General features: G+C 57.4%; 21 protein-coding genes and 1 tRNA gene. 5 read left to right on the forward strand and 17 right to left on the reverse strand.

What is annotated here, in order from left to right; all coding sequences use genetic code 11:
* Positions 1–134 precede the first annotated feature (134 nt).
* The gene (locus J5W70_RS01430) at positions 135–527 is read left to right on the forward strand and encodes a helix-turn-helix domain-containing protein (protein WP_022395910.1); all 393 of its coding nucleotides are present in this window, start codon (positions 135–137) and stop codon (positions 525–527) included.
* A gap of 102 nt (positions 528–629) precedes the next feature.
* Positions 630–1,256, forward strand: coding sequence for a hypothetical protein (locus J5W70_RS01435; protein ID WP_022395911.1), 627 nt, complete (start codon positions 630–632; stop codon positions 1,254–1,256).
* A 478-nt stretch (positions 1,257–1,734) separates the two neighbouring features.
* Here J5W70_RS01435 and J5W70_RS01440 read toward each other — a convergent pair.
* From J5W70_RS01440 to J5W70_RS01475, 8 genes are all read right to left on the reverse strand, one after another.
* Positions 1,735–1,811 (reverse strand) — tRNA-Arg (locus tag J5W70_RS01440).
* An 80-nt stretch (positions 1,812–1,891) separates the two neighbouring features.
* Positions 1,892–2,377: an rRNA maturation RNase YbeY gene (ybeY, locus tag J5W70_RS01445; RefSeq protein ID WP_022397824.1), complete on the reverse strand. Its 486-nt coding sequence runs from the start codon at positions 2,375–2,377 to the stop codon at positions 1,892–1,894.
* Positions 2,361–4,115, reverse strand: coding sequence for an HD family phosphohydrolase (locus J5W70_RS01450; protein WP_022397823.1), 1,755 nt, complete (start codon positions 4,113–4,115; stop codon positions 2,361–2,363). The genes ybeY and J5W70_RS01450 overlap by 17 nt, the downstream gene beginning before the upstream one ends.
* A 6-nt stretch (positions 4,116–4,121) precedes the next feature.
* Positions 4,122–5,171, reverse strand: a complete 1,050-nt coding sequence (gene plsX, locus J5W70_RS01455) for a phosphate acyltransferase PlsX (protein ID WP_022397822.1) — start codon at positions 5,169–5,171, stop codon at positions 4,122–4,124.
* Between the two features lie 149 nt (positions 5,172–5,320).
* Positions 5,321–5,512 carry a 50S ribosomal protein L32 gene (gene rpmF / locus J5W70_RS01460; protein ID WP_012419324.1) on the reverse strand — a complete coding sequence of 64 codons (192 nt, stop codon included), beginning with the start codon at positions 5,510–5,512 and terminating at the stop codon, positions 5,321–5,323.
* A 23-nt stretch (positions 5,513–5,535) separates the two neighbouring features.
* Positions 5,536–6,027, reverse strand: coding sequence for a YceD family protein (locus J5W70_RS01465; RefSeq protein WP_022397821.1), 492 nt, complete (start codon positions 6,025–6,027; stop codon positions 5,536–5,538).
* 119 nt (positions 6,028–6,146) lie between these two features.
* Positions 6,147–6,491, reverse strand: a complete 345-nt coding sequence (locus tag J5W70_RS01470) for a histidine triad nucleotide-binding protein (protein ID WP_022397820.1) — start codon at positions 6,489–6,491, stop codon at positions 6,147–6,149.
* 55 nt (positions 6,492–6,546) lie between these two features.
* Positions 6,547–7,593 (reverse strand): L-threonylcarbamoyladenylate synthase, encoded by a 1,047-nt coding sequence (locus J5W70_RS01475; RefSeq protein WP_022397819.1) that lies wholly within the window; start codon positions 7,591–7,593, stop codon positions 6,547–6,549.
* A 278-nt stretch (positions 7,594–7,871) separates the two neighbouring features.
* Between J5W70_RS01475 and J5W70_RS01480 the strand changes: the two genes are divergently transcribed.
* Positions 7,872–8,402: a shikimate kinase gene (locus tag J5W70_RS01480; protein ID WP_180973692.1), complete on the forward strand. Its 531-nt coding sequence runs from the start codon at positions 7,872–7,874 to the stop codon at positions 8,400–8,402.
* 139 nt (positions 8,403–8,541) lie between these two features.
* Here J5W70_RS01480 and rpsP read toward each other — a convergent pair whose 3' ends face one another.
* From rpsP to J5W70_RS01520, 8 genes are all read right to left on the reverse strand, one after another.
* Positions 8,542–8,784 (reverse strand): 30S ribosomal protein S16, encoded by a 243-nt coding sequence (rpsP, locus tag J5W70_RS01485; protein ID WP_012419329.1) that lies wholly within the window; start codon positions 8,782–8,784, stop codon positions 8,542–8,544.
* Between the two features lie 167 nt (positions 8,785–8,951).
* Positions 8,952–9,578 (reverse strand): LysE family translocator, encoded by a 627-nt coding sequence (locus J5W70_RS01490; RefSeq protein WP_022397817.1) that lies wholly within the window; start codon positions 9,576–9,578, stop codon positions 8,952–8,954.
* Positions 9,579–9,592: 14 nt separating this feature from the next.
* Positions 9,593–10,495 carry a tyrosine recombinase XerC gene (locus J5W70_RS01495; protein ID WP_022397816.1) on the reverse strand — a complete coding sequence of 301 codons (903 nt, stop codon included), beginning with the start codon at positions 10,493–10,495 and terminating at the stop codon, positions 9,593–9,595.
* Between the two features lie 11 nt (positions 10,496–10,506).
* Positions 10,507–11,343, reverse strand: a complete 837-nt coding sequence (locus J5W70_RS01500; RefSeq protein WP_215832883.1) for an EF-hand domain-containing protein — start codon at positions 11,341–11,343, stop codon at positions 10,507–10,509.
* Between the two features lie 109 nt (positions 11,344–11,452).
* The gene (yajC, locus tag J5W70_RS01505; protein WP_240454344.1) at positions 11,453–11,773 is read right to left on the reverse strand and encodes a preprotein translocase subunit YajC; all 321 of its coding nucleotides are present in this window, start codon (positions 11,771–11,773) and stop codon (positions 11,453–11,455) included.
* 8 nt (positions 11,774–11,781) lie between these two features.
* On the reverse strand, positions 11,782–12,915 hold the full coding sequence (tgt, locus tag J5W70_RS01510) for a tRNA guanosine(34) transglycosylase Tgt (protein ID WP_022397813.1): 1,134 nt from the start codon (positions 12,913–12,915) through the stop codon (positions 11,782–11,784).
* Positions 12,916–12,920: 5 nt separating this feature from the next.
* On the reverse strand, positions 12,921–13,517 hold the full coding sequence (trmB, locus tag J5W70_RS01515; RefSeq protein ID WP_022397812.1) for a tRNA (guanosine(46)-N7)-methyltransferase TrmB: 597 nt from the start codon (positions 13,515–13,517) through the stop codon (positions 12,921–12,923).
* Positions 13,518–13,645: 128 nt separating this feature from the next.
* On the reverse strand, positions 13,646–14,368 hold the full coding sequence (locus J5W70_RS01520) for an NUDIX hydrolase (protein ID WP_022397811.1): 723 nt from the start codon (positions 14,366–14,368) through the stop codon (positions 13,646–13,648).
* 235 nt (positions 14,369–14,603) lie between these two features.
* Here J5W70_RS01520 and J5W70_RS01525 point away from each other — a divergent pair, with 235 nt between their 5' ends.
* On the forward strand, positions 14,604–15,122 hold the full coding sequence (locus J5W70_RS01525; RefSeq protein WP_022397810.1) for a septal ring lytic transglycosylase RlpA family protein: 519 nt from the start codon (positions 14,604–14,606) through the stop codon (positions 15,120–15,122).
* 4 nt (positions 15,123–15,126) lie between these two features.
* On the opposite strand, the gene rnhC is transcribed toward J5W70_RS01525, so the two are convergent.
* On the reverse strand, positions 15,127–16,014 hold the full coding sequence (rnhC, locus tag J5W70_RS01530; RefSeq protein ID WP_215832884.1) for a ribonuclease HIII: 888 nt from the start codon (positions 16,012–16,014) through the stop codon (positions 15,127–15,129).
* 189 nt (positions 16,015–16,203) lie between these two features.
* Here rnhC and J5W70_RS01535 point away from each other — a divergent pair, with 189 nt between their 5' ends.
* Positions 16,204–16,536, forward strand: a complete 333-nt coding sequence (locus J5W70_RS01535; RefSeq protein ID WP_256150996.1) for an HU family DNA-binding protein — start codon at positions 16,204–16,206, stop codon at positions 16,534–16,536.
* Positions 16,537–16,608 lie beyond the last annotated feature (72 nt).

Genomic DNA, 16,608 nt, shown 5'->3' on the forward strand with positions numbered 1-16,608 from the left:
CATGAAGTTTTTCGTCTAAAATAAGAAAACAGGCGCTTCCAGGATTCACATTTTTTTGAGTTTCATTGGATTTAGGAAAAACGATTTACCTTTTCGGATACACAAAGACAATATTATTTTCTAAAATAGAAAATATGCCAGAAATGGCTTGCCAGATTTTTCTGAATGCGAAAAATGCGCGCATGGATGAAATGAAGTCCAGCATCAGAAAGTTTCTTGCCCTTACGAAGATGACACGTGACGAGTTCGCCGATCTTTGCGGCGTTAGCAAAAGCCAGGTTGATAAATGGCTTTCTACTGTTCCTATTCCCCGTGCACGACAACGCCTCATCATCAGAATCATGAAAGAGGAGTACGCCAAACACGCACGTTTGGTGCAGACCAAGAACCCGAACAGTATTTATGTTCCCGTTACTCCTCAAAAGTATGAGAAGTTCAGAAATGAAGCGGAACGCCACGGTTTGACCGTTCCGGAATGGGCCAGTGAGGCTTTGGATGCTCTTTCCAGCATCAAGAGCAAAAGTTAAAAGCAGGGTTCACTATCCCGGAACAGTTCCAAGGAAAGAGAAAATAGCGTTTCAAACGCTGCCATCCTATTTTTTCTTTCATCACATAACCTGCATCAATTCATGTCTGACGACGATATACGCACCATGGTCAAGGAATGGCTGCAATGCCAAAAACGCAAGTCCTACCAATTGGCGGAGGAAATAGGAATCCGGCCCCAGACGTTTTACGCACAGATGAGCGTTCGCAAAATATCGGCCAATACGAAAAAAGCACTTTCCCGAATCATTCCGGAACTGGCTGCCGATGCGGATTTAAACGCTTCTTCCTCTGAGAAAGAAAACAATCCTGAAAAGCTTAAAATCAAGGAATGGCTCCGCACACACGGTAAAACGCGCCAATGGCTGGCGGAACAATGCCGGGTTTCCGTCCGCACCGTGCACACCTGGTTTGCCTTTCGCGGCAGCATTCCCGTCACCCAGTCCCTTTTCATCGGCAAGCTGATGAGTGAGGGCGAACCCTGGAAAATTCAAATATCAAATACCATTCCCGTGATTTTTTCAGAGACGGAAATGAGCATTATCCACAAGTTTCAGGAACGCCATCCGGAGATCGACCTTCCCATGTACGGCATGCATAAAATTCTGGAGTTGTGCGTAAATGTACTCGTTCAGGATGAATATTCAAATCCGCTCCAAACTTCCGGTTTCATCAGAACCCCAGAGATTTGCACCCGGCAGGCAGAATAAAAAATATTCAGCCTCCCGGTTCCCTTTCTGTGAATACATGCGCTATTGAATGCACTAGCCCCGTGCGCGGACCATCTCCGGAACGCCTCAGTATTCCCGCCAGTCTGAACCGTTTCTTTCCATCCAGTATGGCGCCCATTCGGAGGCCCTTCCCTCCCCTTCCGGTGTGATGACGGCAGAAGGATTTTTTAACTACGGCCCCCATTCCATCAGTTCCATCGCCCAACAGGATTGATTGAAGAACAGGAGGCCTCCTTTTCCGTGCACAAGATAAGAACGGGAACTGCTATTTCTTCCGACAACGGAGCAAGACAGCCACACGGGATAATGCCGCTTTATTCAGGCCGCCCATCCACATTTGCACCATTTCCGGCCCCGTTCCACCGTTCTTGCAGGCATGCTTCCACCGATGAAAGAAACTTTTCCCTCACATGAAAGAACCCCGTTTTTCTTAAAAAGAATACGGGGTTCCGAAAGATGGCACGTCCAACTGGATTCGAACCAGTGACCCACTGCTTAGAAGGCAGTTGCTCTATCCAACTGAGCTATGGACGCATGGTGCGGAAAAAGATTAACAGAGTTCATCTCGGCTTGGCAAGCCCGTATCTTTTAAAAGCGCGCTTTCAGCCGCCGGGTCAGCAGTTATCCGGGAAAGAGATGCCTGCCAGGGCAGTCCCGAATTCCCGCACCAGCGGTTCCTGACGGGAGAACATGCGTTCCCGTTCTTCCGGCTCCGTGTCTATGTAGCCGTGCAGGTGCAGAAGACCATGCACCATGTACCGGAAGAGCTCCCTGAAAACCGGCTCATTGAATTCCGACGCCTGCCGGATGGCGGTATCATAACTGACGATGATTTCTCCCATTCCGTCCCCATGCGGGAAGGTGATGACGTCCGTCACCGTGGGATCATTCAGAAAACGGGCGTGCACGTCCCGGATCACGTCATCGTCCACCACGCTTATTTCCACCTCGTCCAATCCGGAGAGGACGGGCACAGGGCCTTCAGGCAATGCCAGCACAGCGGGGAGGCAGGCATCCAGGGCACGGGCCAGGGTATCCGCAACGGACGGACTGAGACACCCTTCTTCCAGATGATTATAAAGTTCAAGACGCGGTTTCATTTTTCTCCGTATCCGTCCCGTCCTTCTGCTCCACCTCTGCGGGCTTTTCCTGCTGGCCGGCATCGGGCAGTTCCATGATTTCCGGAACAGCTTTGCCTTCCCCTTCCTTTTTCTCCGCTTTTTCCTCTTCCTTCATGGCAGTCACCACAGGAAGAACAGGCTTTTCAATTTTTGCCTCCGGATTGTGGGAAGGATACGCAATGCGGTTGTGGTGAATGCTTTTCAGCGTCTTGATGAAGCTGTTGCGGATTTTCTTGAGATCCCCGAAGGTAAGGCCGCAATCGTCCAAATGGCCGTCCACCACCCTCTGCTTCAGGAGTTCATCCACCCTTTTCTGCATTTCCTCACAGGAGATTTTTCCCATGGAGCGCGTGGCGCTTTCCACGATGTCCGCCAGGCTGACGATGCCCGTTTCCTTGCTCTGGGGGTTAGGGCCCTTGTAGCGGAAGTTGGATTCCACCACTTCCGGCACATCATCCGGAGAGGCCAGTCCGCTTTCCACCCGGCTCAGAATTTCATCCCGGTATTGAAGGGCCTTCCGGTAAAAGAAGTAGGCCAGCGAGGTGCCGTGATGCTGCTCAATAACCTCCACCAGAGGACGCGGAAGGTTGTTCGCCCTGGCCAGCTCCACCCCGTCCTGAACGTGGTCGATGATGATGCGGGCGCTCATGCTGGGCGTGAGCTCATCATGGGGGTTGGGACCGTCCATGATATTTTCAATGAAGTAGAGGGGGTTCTGCATTTTGCCGATGTCATGGTAATAGGCCGCTACCCGGCATTCAATGGGATTGGCGCCGATGGCTTCCGCCGCCGCTTCCGCCAGCTGGGCGACCATCAGGCAGTGGTGGAAGGTACCCGGGGCTTCCATTTGCAGCCTCTTCATCAGCGGGCGGTTCATGTCCGCCATTTCCAGCCAGGAAATGGGCGTAATGATTTTAAAGACACCTTCTATAATAGGCAGTACGCCGCTGATCAGCACGCTGGTCAGCATGCTTACGCCAAACGCCACGGCCAGGCATACCAGTACGCCTACCAGGTTGTAGTCCCACGCCTGGAGATTGATGACGCCCATGATGCAGCACAATACCATGACGAGCAGCCCCACGAAGAAGCCCGCGCGCAGCAACTGGGCACGGTTCCGCAGGTTATGGGTAAGCAGCACGGTGAGCATGCCGGAGAGGGAGCTCAAGATCCAGAATTGGACCTGCTTTTCCGGTACGTACTGCTCCGGCAGGATGAAGAATCCACCGAGCATGCAGATGGAGATGGTGGCGAACATGCCCAGCAGCGGCCCCAGCAGCACCGTTACAATCAGCGGTGCCATCATATAGGGCAGGTACAGGAGTTCGTTGCCGATGTCGGACGTAATATCAGCCGTCACATGCCGGATAAGGCCAAAGAACAGGAGCTGGACCAGAATGGCCCCCCACGTGACGACAAAGGTTTTGTTTTTCCTGCGCAGGGAACCGGCGCAGAGCCAGTACATGGGCATCAGCGCCAGCGTCACGGAGAAGAGCAGAAAGGCTTCCGACACATGGTGCCAGACGGATTTCCCCCAATGGGGGCTGTAACTGCCCATCCATTGAAGAACGATGAAGACCAGCACGCACAGGCCCACGGATACCGCCAGGCTGGAGTCCAGGCGGTCACCGGGGGAGCGGGGCACGGAGGCCGCCTCTTCCGGTTTTTTTCCTTCTTTTGCCGCTGCTGCGGCATGTTTTTTCAGAAAATGAAACATGATTGATTATTTGGGGTACACTTCGGAAACCTCCGGAATAGTGCCCAGCCTGGCCATCTCCTCTTCAATGAGGGGATTGACACCCTGCTGCACCATTTCCATGGAGACTCTCAGGGCATTGCGGATAGCGACGGGGGTGGAGCTGCCATGCGCAATGATCGTCACGCCCCGGACGCCCAGCAGGGGGCTTCCCCCCACGGAGTCTGCAGAGAGGCGCGCCTTCATGGCGCGAAATGCGCCGGAAGCGCAGGCGGCTCCCATCATGCGGAGCGGGTTTGCCTGAAGTTCCTCCTTCAGCCATTTGCCGAACGCCTTGGCGGTGGCTTCGCAGGTTTTCAGCAGGACGTTCCCGGTAAAGCCGTCCGTCAGCGCCACGTCTATTTCATGTTCAAAGAGATCATGGCCTTCCACATTGCCCACAAATTTAAAAGGGAGCGCGCCGCGCTCCTCCAGATGCTTCAACAGACAAAAAGTTCCCTTGGTAAAGTCCGTTCCCTTTTCATCCTCGGAGCCATTGCTCATGACGCCCACCTTGGGCATCGGCTTGCCGTATACGGAACGCGCCAGAATACTGGCCATAACGGCATAGCCCACCAGATGACGGGGCTTGGCGTCCGGATTGGCTCCGGTGTCCGTCACATTGCAGACTCCGAATTCATTCGGAAGCTGGGTCACGATGCCCGCGCGTTCCACGCCGTCGAGCAGCCTGAGCTTGATGGTGGCGGCCGCTACGGCCGCGCCCGTGTTGCCCGCGCTGACCACGGCGTCCGCATCCCCGGTCTTGACCAGGTCCACGGAGACGGACATGGAAGAGTTTTTCTTTTTCCTTACCGCCAGCAGCCCGGATTCATTCATTTCCACCACTTCCGCGGCGGGAACGATTTCCACGCGCGGACCGGAAAGCCCCCAGCGGTCACAGGAGCTGCGCACCACCTCTTCCCTCCCCACAAGATAGATTTTTTCAATGAGAGGGAAATCCTGCAGGGCCCGCTTCGCCCCGTCCATGTTAATATCGGGCGCATTGTCGCCGCCCATCACATCCAGTGCAATCTTCATAGTATTTGTTGAAGAAATGTGTTAGCAGAAAAAAAAGCCTGCTTCAAGCAAGTTCAGCCGCTTTGCGGAGCAAAAGCGGCTGGAGAGGTCTACATGGTAGCGCCGCAGTACGGCGATAACTTTCAAGGCAAATGCGGCGCCTGCGGAGCTTACGCTTCCGCCTTCACCACGATTTCCTTGCCGGAGCGGGTCGTGTACGTACCGCAATTGGGGCAGGCGGTATGACCGGGGGTACTGCTGCCGCAATTCTGGCACTTGCGGAGCTTCGGAGCACGCCATGCCTGCGCGGCAAGGCGGGTACGCTGCTTCATCTTGGACGTTCTGCGCTTAGGTGCTGCCATAATTTTAGTTGGTAAAAAGGTGATTAATGATGATCCCCCAGCTCATTGAGGGCGTCCCACACGCCGCTATTCTTACTCGGGGCAGAACTGTTTACACCCGTTCCCCCCTCTTTGTCCACTCCAAAATATGGAGTTTTCGCCATACAGTCATTTTCCATGCCTCCGTCCGCACATTTCGGATAGGCAGGAAAATCCAGGACTATTTCCTCCCTCATGGAGTCTGAAACGTCTACAACACTCTGTGCGTCAATTTCAAAAGAGGCGGCAAAATCGCTTACCTCCACCACGTAGTCAAAGTAGCCCAGGCAGCGCACGCAACGGAATTTGAACGGAGCGGAAATATTGCCCCGTACGAATAATTCGTTTTCAAATCTCTGCACCTGCAAGTCAAAAGCAAGAGGCCCAATGGAAGTAACCTCTTCATCATCGATGCCGAAGATTTCGGAATCCAGCTCACCGCTGTATTTTTTCCCCGCTTCCGGCAAGTTTTCAAGCTCTACCAGCAATCTTTTCATGAATGCATCTTACAGGCAGACTCCACGCCTGACAAGCAGACAGGGCGGCACCATCCCCGGAAAAGGGCAGGAATGACACATCCCCTCCCTCCCACCGGCGGCGCTAATTCCGCTCCGGCCTAACCGGGAGGCCATTCCAGCTTGCGGCCTGCCAGCAGGTGCATGTGCAGATGGGGTACCGCCTCTCCGGCGTCCGGGCCGTTGTTGATGACCAGGCGGAAGCCGCTTTCATCCAGGTGGAGGGTCCGTGCAATCCGTCCGGCGGCCAGCATCATATGGCCCAGCAGGGCGGCGTCTTCCTCCCCTGCACCGGAAAGGCGGGGAATGGGTTTGCGAGGAACCAGCAGCAGGTGTTCCGGAGCCTGGGGGCTGATGTCCCGGAAGCAGACGCATTGTTCATCCTGGTACACGATGTCCGCAGGGATTTCCCCGGAACAGATTTTTTCAAATAACGTAGCGGCCATAAGTTCAAAAAGGGATTCGCGGTGACTGTAGCATATCCGGGGAGCCGTGGACAAGTCATTCCCTGGCGGCGGAGGCGCGGCGCAGGCGGTCCATGATGGCCCGGCCCAACCCGGCTTCCGGAACGGGTTCCGCCACGATGACGTCAATGGCTTCATTTTCATCCATCTGCCTCATCAGGGCAAACAGGCGCACGGCAGCCTCCGCCAGCCGTCCGCTGCCGGGGCTCATGGCCACCACTTCCGTCCAACTGCCCTCCTGGGCAAGATCAGACGTTCCCTCATAGGAGAGCAGACCGTACCGCACTCCTTCCACGGGCACGAATTCTTCCCCGGCTTCCAGCAGCGTCATGGGTTTGCGCGGAGCGTAATGGCTGCCGAGCTGGCCCGGAGCATCCGCCGGAGCTTCTTCCGAAACGGGACGGACAGCAGGCTTGCGGCGCACCACCTTCACCAGGTTCCGGAACTGCTCCCGGGTCACCGGACCTTCACGCAGCAGTTCCAGCGCGGGCTTTCCCTTCTCGTCAAGCATGGGACGCACGATGGTGCTTTCCAGCCCCTCAGAGCAGGCTCCGGCGTCCAGAATCATTTCTATGCGTCCATCCAGCTCCTTCTGCACGGCGGAGGCGGAAGTAGGGCTGATATGGCCGAAGCGGTTGGCGCTGGGCGCGGCCACGGGACGGCCCAGCGCTTTTGCCACCCCGCGCATGGCGGGATGCGCGCTTACGCGCACGGCCACCGTAGGCAGGCCGCTGGTCACGATGTCCGGGATGATGTCCGCCTTCGGCAATACCATCGTCAGCGGCCCCGGCCAGAATTTGGAGGCCAGCGTATGCACCAGTTCCTTCAGTTCCTCCGGAATGGCGGTGTATTTGTCCACCTCCTTTCCATGATGAACATGGATAATCAGGGGATCGAAGGAGGGCCTTCCCTTGGCTTCAAAAACTCTGGCTACCGCTTCCGGATTCAAGGCATCCGCTCCCAGGCCATACACGGTCTCCGTGGGGATTCCCACCAGCGCTCCCGCAGCCAGCGCTTCCGCCGCACGAACATACAGCTTGCGGTTGTCTGACAGGGGGTCTACCTCGAACATTTCGGTTTGCATGGCCTTATCCTTGCCTGAAGGAAGCTCCTGCGTCAAGTAAGACCTCCTTCCCCGGAGGGGAGAAGCCGTCAAATTCGCGGGAGTGCGGCATCTCAGCCGGACATGAAGGTTCCTGGCCTTCCCCTATTTGCCAAACCGGGCCTCCTTGACCCTTCCCATTGCGGCATTCCGCCCGGAGCGGAAGCAGGAGACGGAAAAGGCCATACGGCTAAAAAGTTGTTTTCTCACGCCGCCGGATTGAGTACAATCAGGCCATGAAGGGGGCCGCGCCAACATCCTTGCCAAACATCATCCTGATCGGGCTGATGGGGTGCGGCAAAACGACCATCGGGAAGGAATTGCACCGGGAGACGAGCCTTCGTTTCACGGATACGGACCAGATGATCGAGCACCAGACGGGAATGAGCATTCCGCAGATTTTCAAGGCTCATGGAGAATCACATTTCCGTGACCTGGAAACCGGAATTCTGCGCCAATTGCATGGGGTGGCCAGGCAAAGCCGCATTATTTCAACAGGCGGCGGCATCACTATTAGGCCGGAAAACCGGGACCTGCTGAAAAAGCTGGGCTTCGTCGTCTGGCTTCATACGGATGTGAACACCCTGTACCAGCGCATTTCCAGATGCACCAACCGCCCCCTGCTCCAGCAGCCCAATCCCAAAGCCGTGCTGGGGCGCCTCATGAAAGAGCGGCATGATTTTTACCGGGAAACGGCGCACCTAACCATTGACACGGCCAATCTTCACATTCATGAGATCGCGTTCGGCATTCTGGAATCCGCCAGGGTGTTCCAGTCCCGCCGGCAGTGACGCCGGGCCGTTTTTCTATGTACGGGAGATTCCCGACGCAGGGATGCCACCTGACAATTCTCCCGCATCAGCGCAAGAAACAACAAAAGGCGGTCCCCGTCAGAGGAACGCCTTCAGGAAAGATGATGAAGAACCGGGCTTAGGCCTTGCGGGCCTTGCGGATCATGGAATTGACCGTTTCAGAGGGCTGCGCGCCGTTGGCAAGCCACTTGTCAACCTTTTCCAGGTTGATGGTGTAGTTGACGCCTTCCTTCATGGGATCATAGGAGCCCACTTGTTCGATGTAACGGCCGTCGCGACGAGCACGGCTGTCGACAACTACGATTTTATAGTAAGGACGGTCCTTGGAACCCTGACGGTTGAGTCTGATTGCTACTGCCATATCAATTATAAGTAAAAGGTGTTAATGGGGAACTTGCGCGCCTTGTCACTCACATGCGTGCGCGTTCAGCTCCCCACAGCGGGTGCAGATGTATGCGATATAATGGAGTCATTGTCAATACCAGAGTTATTTTTCCGAGAAAAAAGCCGTTCCCTCCCATCTCCGCATCAGGAAAAACTTTCCACCGCCATGCGCCCGAAGGAGTACAGCATGCTGAGGCCGAACCCCGCCAGCACAAGAGACAGCACTCCATCCACCCCTCCGGCATGCCGGTCATAAAAGGACCGGATAGGCTGCCAGCGGAAAACCAGAGCCCACAGAATCCACCCCGCCGTCCCAGTCACCACGATCAATGCGCCAAGGAACAGGGCATAGGAAGGGTCATGATTCTTTTCCAGCAGCGGGGCGGAGAGGGCCACGAAGAAGAACGTGGCCTTGGGGTTCATCAGGTTGGTCACCAGGGCATCCCGGTAAATGCCGGAAGCCGGGGGAATATCCCCGCTCCCGGCAAGGCTGCCCTTCCTCCCCCGCGGCCATATCTTCCACGCCAGGTACAGCATCCAGCAGGAGGCGGCACAGAAAAGCACCAGCCCCAGGGAGCTGTGAAAAACGGAAGCCCCCACCGTGCAAGCCAGCGCCGCGTGGGCGACCACCCCTGTTCCAATGCCCAGAGCCGCCATCACCCCGGCGCCAAAGCCGTAAGCCAGGGTGCTCCGGGTGACAAAAGCCTGGTCAGGGCCCGGAGACGCCTGGGAGAGCAGCAGGATTCCTGCGAATATGAGTTCTTCCGTCATGGGATAAAACGGCCTTATGCCCTGGGATGCGCCTGCCTGTAAACTTCCGCCATTCTGGCCCGCGTCACATGCGTATAAATCTGAGTGGTGGACAGGGAGGCATGGCCCAGCAGTTCCTGGACGGAACGAAGATCCGCCCCGGCATCCAGAATGTGCGTGGCAAACGTGTGCCTGATCTTGTGGGGGGAAATGGTGAAAGGAATGGAAGACAGCTTCACGTACTTGTCCAGCATCATCTGAACGGCGCGCGCGCTGAGCCGGGTTCCTATACGGGAGACAAACAGGGGGGAATTCTTAGGCAGGCAGGCCATGGAGGCATAGGCCTCCAGAGCCGCCAGCGCAGGAGCGCCCACAGGCAGAATGCGCTCCTTGCGCCCCTTTCCCATCACGCGCACCCCCCGGAAACGGTGGTCCACGCTGCTGACGTCCAGCCCCACCAGTTCACTCAGGCGCATCCCGCAGGAATAAAAAAGTTCCAGAATAGCCGCGTCACGGTAGGGAAGCCACGCGGGGGCATTCGCAGGAACAGGCGTCTTGTACGGCAGCTCCAGCAATTCCAGCATCTGGTTAAGCGTCAGGAAAACGGGCAGGTTTTTCTTTTTCCTGGGGAGGGAGACGCCCGTCATCGGGCTCGCTTCCAGGCTGCGCCGCCGCATCATGAAACGGTAAAAACTGCGCAGGGCGGCAAACCTCAGGCGGATGGAGGCCGTGGCGGCCTCATCCTTCAGTTCCTGGAACAGCCAGTCCCTCATCTGGTCCGGAGTACAGTTTTCCCACCCTGTGAACACCCCGGCCGCCCAGGCCCGGAACTGGCGCAGCGCGCGGGCATATACCTCCACCGTATGGGGGGAGGCCTGCTTTTCCACCTCCAGATATTGCAGGAAGGCCTGTTCCGGTTCCAGAGGGTTCTCCATCATGAAGAATAAAATTATTCCGTGCCCTTCTCCTTTTCCTCCCCGCTGTTCACGGGAGCCTCCTTCAGCAGCACTTCACTGATATTCGCCCGGATGAACAGGTCAATGTCGTCCGGTTCCTCCATGGCATACAGGGGACTGTCCTTATGGCTGTCCGCCAGAGCCTGCTCCTTCTCCACCGGGCTGAGCACGCCATCCTGGTCCAGGTCGTAAAGGTCCATCATCTCCTTCATTCTGGCCCGGTACAGAGCCGCCGCATCCTTCATGACAGCGGCATGCTCCTCCGGATCAATGCGGCCGTTTCCGTTGGCGTCATACTTCTGCATCAGCATGTTCCGGGTCAGCAGGAACAGGCCGGGAGCCACCATGAAGCGCTTCCGGGCCGCCGTCCGGATTTCCACCATGGGCATTTCCCGCCCTTCGCCGGGAGGGGGGGGAGGAGGGGGCAGCTCGCCCCGCTTGTCCGGGGCGGCGTCCGGCCTGCGGGAACCGCGGCGTTTCTCCACATGCTCCCGGAAGGCCTTGTACTCTTCCGGAGAAAGCTTTCCGTCCCCATCCTTGTCAAACTGCATCAGGAACTTCTTCCGGGCTTCCCTTTGCGCAGCGCGCGCATCCTCCACCAGCCGGGCCTTGTCCTGTTCGGACAAAATGCCCGTTCCTGTGCTGTCATACCGGTCCAGAACCATCTGGCGGATCAGCAGGGTTACCTGAAGACATTCCAGTCCGGGCCTGGGAACAGGCTCCTCTTCCCTGCGGTCTACGGAAGCCGCGGTCTGACCTGCCGCAGGCGGCAGAAAACCGAACGCCAGCACCGCGGAACAGGACAGGATGAACGTGTGAGGCAATCTCATGATCATTCTTATTAACCCCGCCGGGAAAAGACGGTTTCAAAAATAAACATCCGCCCTTGCCGTCAGGCGACACGGGCGGATGCTGAAAACGTACGGAAGGCGGAAAACCTTACTTCTCCACTTGAACGATGGCGTTCTTTTCCAGTTCAACCACCACGCCTTCCGCAATCTTGAGGGAGACGGTGCGGTCATTCACCTTTTCCACAAATCCGTGCAGCCCGGCGTTCGTGACCACCTTGTCCCCGCGCTGCAGGGCCGCGATGCGTGCCTGCTGTTCCTTCTGGGCCTTTCTCTGGGGGCGGATCAGCATCACCCAGAACAGGACGATGATGATCACAAACATGAACATGGGGCTGCTGAGAATCTGCTGGAACATATTGGAGGGTTCCTGTCCGGCGGCGGCCGCCGCATCCTGAGCCTGTGCTAACATGAAGATATTCATAAAATGTCGTTTGCTTTGTACCGCGCGATGAATGAATCCTTGAAGGAGCCGAACGTGCCGGCGGCTATGGCCTCACGCGCCTGAGCCATTAGCCGGAGATAGAATTCCAGATTCTGGAAAGAAAGCAATCTTAAAGCGAGTATTTCACCGGCTTTGAACAGGTGGCGCACGTAAGCGCGGGAGAATTGTGTGACATGCGGATGCCCTTCCGGGTCGATCGGGCGGGAATCCGCCGCCCAGCGCTGGTTCTTGATATGCATGGGGCCGTCCGGAGTCAGGGCCACGCCGTGGCGCGCCAGGCGGGTAGGCATCACGCAGTCAAACATGTCCACGCCGCGGGCGATCATCTCCAATAGCTGGGGAGGCGTGCCCAGCCCCATGGCGTACCGCGGCTTGTCCTCCGGCAGCCAGGGTGCGGAATGGTCGATGGCCCGGAGCATCTCTTCCTCCGGCTCTCCCACGGAAACGCCCCCGATGGCATAACCGTCAAACTCCATGGCGGCCAGTTCCTCCGCGCACCTCTTTCTCAAATCCGCATACACGGACCCCTGCACAATGCCGAAATGGTGCTGACGCCCTTCCCCGGAACGGGGCCGGTGCTCCTGCACCCAGTCCTTGCAGCGGCGCGCCCACCGGAGCGTATAGCCCAGGGAGGCTTCCGCATACTTCCTGTCGCAGGGATAAGGGGGGCACTCGTCAAACAGCATGGCAATGTCACTGCCCAAGTCCGCCTGGATCTCCATGGAACGCTCCGGACTCAGCATCATGTACGCGCCGTCCAGATGGTTCTGGAAGCGCACCCCTTCCTCCGTAATCTTGCGGAGCTTGGCAAGGGACCAGACCTGGAAACCGCCGGAATCCGTCAGAATGGGGCGGTTCCAGGAGGAAAACCGGTGCAGGCCGCCCATTTCCCGGATCAGGGCGGAACCGGGACGCAGGGACAAATGGTAGGTATTCCCCAGAATAATCCGGGCCCCCAGCGTCTCCAAATCCTGCGGATGCATGGTTTTCACGGAACCCTGCGTTCCCACCGGCATGAAGATGGGGGTGGGAACCCGGCCGTGCGGCAAATCAAGCGTGCCCAGGCGCGCAGCCGTGGAGGAATCTTTCTGGTGAAGTGTAAAAGGCATCGGAATCAGGCTTTCTGCAATTTAATGAAGCGGGCGCGGTAAATCGGTTTTCCCATGGACTCCCATTGAAGCTGGAAATCCGTCCGGGGATAAAAAAACTCATCATCCTCCCAACCGGACCTGCTGAACAGGCCGCTGCGCGCCACATGGTCCAGCACCCACAGGAAATACTCCTCATGATCCGTTTTAAACAGGAATTCCCCGCCGTCCGCCAGGGAACGGTGCAGCACGGGCAGAAAATCATCCTGCACCAGGCGGTTCTTGTGGTGCCTCTCCTTGGGCCACGGGTCCGGGCACAAATAGTGCAGCCGGGAAACGCAGCCGGGCCGCACCATCCATTCCAGGAAATAACGGCTCTCCACCCGGAGCACCTTCACGTTTTCCAGGCCGCGGACGGCTGCCCGGGAGCAAACGCCCCGCACGCGGCCCAACAGCCGCTCAATGCCCAGAAAACGGCGTTCCGGATAATGGGCCGCCATCTGGAGCAGGAACCCTCCGTCTCCACAGCCCAGATCCACTTCAAACGGGCCGTCCGTTCCAAAAATATCGGAAGGCGCCAGCACCTTGAAAAAATCGTCTGGAATGAAGGCCGGATCTGTCATGGGAATCAACGTGCGGATAAGATGCGTTACAAAACGGACTCTGTCAAATGAGAAGAGCCCCTCCCCGCAAACATGGCGGGAAGAGGCCCGGCAAGGCGGAACGGCCGCACCCGGACAGCCGGAGGGCATCAGCTCCGGTAATAAAGGCGGTTGTAAATCTTGCGGTCAAAACGGTAATAGCGCGCGGCGCGGTGGGCCACGCCCTCCTCCTTCTCATCCAGCGGCACAATGTAGGGACGGGAGGCGATCTTCTTGTGGAAATTGCGCACGTCCATGGGCTTGCCGTGAATCTCCTCATTCAGCCGCCGGAGCTGAAGCGCCGTAAACTTGGCGGGCAGCATGTCGTAAATCAGCGCGGGCTCCTTCTTCACGGAAGAACGTATCCTCTCCAGAGCCAGATCAATAATGTCCCGGTGATCAAACGCCAGCTCCGGCAGGCCGTCCACGGGCACCCAGCGGGTTTTGTGGCTCTCCATCAGCTTGCGCAGCTTGGTGGAAATCCTCAGCATGGCCATGTAAGCCACCGTCACCAGGCGGCCTATCTTCTGGCCGGAGACGGCTTCCACCCACTCCCTGTCCGCCGGATTCTTGATGCGCGACGGCGCGCCGAAGGTATGGAACTGCTCCAAATGGGGGGAAGACATGCCGGTCATGTCAAACAGGATACGGCGTGCGGCGGCGTCAAGTTCTTCCTCCTCATAAATCAAATCACCGGGCAGCTTGGAAATAGCGCCGGTATGGCCGGGTGCGACATGTGTCTTTTCAACCAGAAGGACCTTCAGCCCTTCCTCATCGAACCCGATCAACACACAATCCACTGAGAGATGCGGATAAAATGCCTGTCTGCTCATTATGTTATCTATTATTTGTAGTAAGTTCCCAGAATCGCACCAACGCTACGCAAGCGGCCCAGTCAAGTCAACCAAAATCAAAACAAGATCGGCAAAGGCCATTCCGTCCCTCTCCCTGTCCCTGCGGCCCGGCTGCCGCAGACACGCCAGCATTCCCGGCGGCGGCGTCCTCTCCGGAGCGGGAAAACGCATCGGCGTCTTGCATTACCCCATCTTCCCGGCCATATAATAAGGCATGCAGACGGGCATCATCAGGGGAGCGGCCATGCTGGCCGGGCTGTTATGGCTGGCCTCCTGCTCCTCCTCACCCAAAAGCCGGGACTATACGGGCTACATGACCCGCCCCTACACCATCCGGGGCCACCGCTACCACCCCATGAGCGTGGAACAGGCGCTGTCCTATGAACAAACGGGCATCGCCTCCCATTATAATGAATGCGCGCTGTGGGGGCTCGTCAGCGGAGAAACGGCCATCGGGGAAAACGTGCGCCCCTGGCACCTGCACGCGGCGCATCCCACCCTGCCCCTCCCGTGCGAGGTGCTCGTCCAGTCCCTCCGCACGGGAAAAACCGTGAAAGTGCGCGTCAACGACCGGGGCCCCTTCATCAAAAACCGCATCATTGACCTGAGTGAAAAAGCTGCAGAACGGCTGGACATGAAACACCACGGACTGGACAGGGTCAGAATCACCGTCCTCTCCGTGGGAGACGGGAAATGGAAAAGGGAAGCGCCGCCCTACGCCACGCCGGCCTGACCCTTCACTTCAGCACGTTCTGCGTGGTCTTGAAATGCATCTTGGCCACCTTCGGAAGCATCTGCTCCCCATGCTGGGCCACCAACTGGCGAGCGGCCTTTACTACCTGGCCGGAAGCCCCCAGCGGCAGCTTCATGCCGGCGGCCTCTCCCGCCGCATCCATCCAGTTCACAAAACGTTCGCGCGCCAGAATGGACGCCGCGGCCACCGCCACGTCACTTTCCGCCCGGACGCGCTGTTCCAGCCTGATGGACAGCTTTTTGGCCGCCAGGGCCCTTTTCAGTACAAACGGATTGGCAAACTGGTCGCTCAGAGCCATGGGGCAGTCCGGCACCTTGGCCGCCAGGCCCTCAATCACCGTGGCATGCCCCCAGGCCAGAAAACGGTTCAAATTCTTGAACTCCGGATAAAGCTGGTTGTACCTCTCCGGGCCGATGCTCACCAGATGGAACCGGATGCCGGGCACCCTGCGTATCCCTTCCGCCAGGGAACGGATTCTGGCGGAAGAACCCACCAGCTTGCTGTCACAGACGCCCAGCTTGCGCAGCGCGGCGCCTATGCGCCCGTCCGCATAAACACCGGCCACCACCAGAGGGCCGAAATAATCCCCCTTGCCGCTCTCGTCAATGCCGAAATGGGCTCCCTTACCCCCCTCATCCTCTTCCGCTTCCTCCGGCAGTGACAGGAGGCCGGTCACCTGCGGCTCCAGCGTAAACTCTATAAAATCGTCCGTTCCCTTCCCCTGCAGAAGAAGCTTGTTCTTCTTCTCATAAACCGTCACCAGCAGGGAAGGCCCGGCAAAGGAAAAGCGCGCGTAGGGAACCTCCCTTCTTTCAAACCCCTTTCCCTCAAGAATGGACTCAAGCCTTCCGGCCTGAGCGTCAGTCAGCATGGTTGTAAACGTGGTGCGCATATGCTCCCTCCCGGCGCCGGAACGCCCGGCGGGGAATAATGGAAGCATTCAAACCGTTCCGGTCAAGCAAAATCCCCGCATCACGCGGTTGAGGACGCAAAAATCAAGCATGCCACGGATTGTGTGATTTTTTAGGAGACAAATCACGCACGCTGAACTATAAAACTCATACATTCATATCATTCTGCACTCCATATGGCTAAAACATTAACAAAACGAGACCTCGTTAACAAGATCAGCGCCGAAACCAACTTCACCCAGATTGAAGTGTTCGACATCGTACAGCGTGCCGTGGACATTATCTCCAGCACACTTGCGGAAGGTGACCGTGTGGTGATTCGCAACTTTGGTACCTTCCAGGTGAAGGAAGTGAAGCCCAAGGTAGGCCGCAATCCCAAGAATCCTGACCAGGACGTGCCGATTCCGGCCCGCTCCGTCGTCAAATTCAAGGTCGGCAAGGAACTGAAGGACCAGGTCGCCAAGCTGACCGCCTCCAAGTAATCCCCGCAGGGACCAGACAAATTACACCGGGCGTCTCCATTCAGCGATGGAGGCGCCTTTTTGTTTGCAATT

Origin of the sequence: Akkermansia massiliensis (assembly GCF_018847375.1) — a bacterium.
Classification (GTDB): domain Bacteria; phylum Verrucomicrobiota; class Verrucomicrobiia; order Verrucomicrobiales; family Akkermansiaceae; genus Akkermansia; species Akkermansia massiliensis.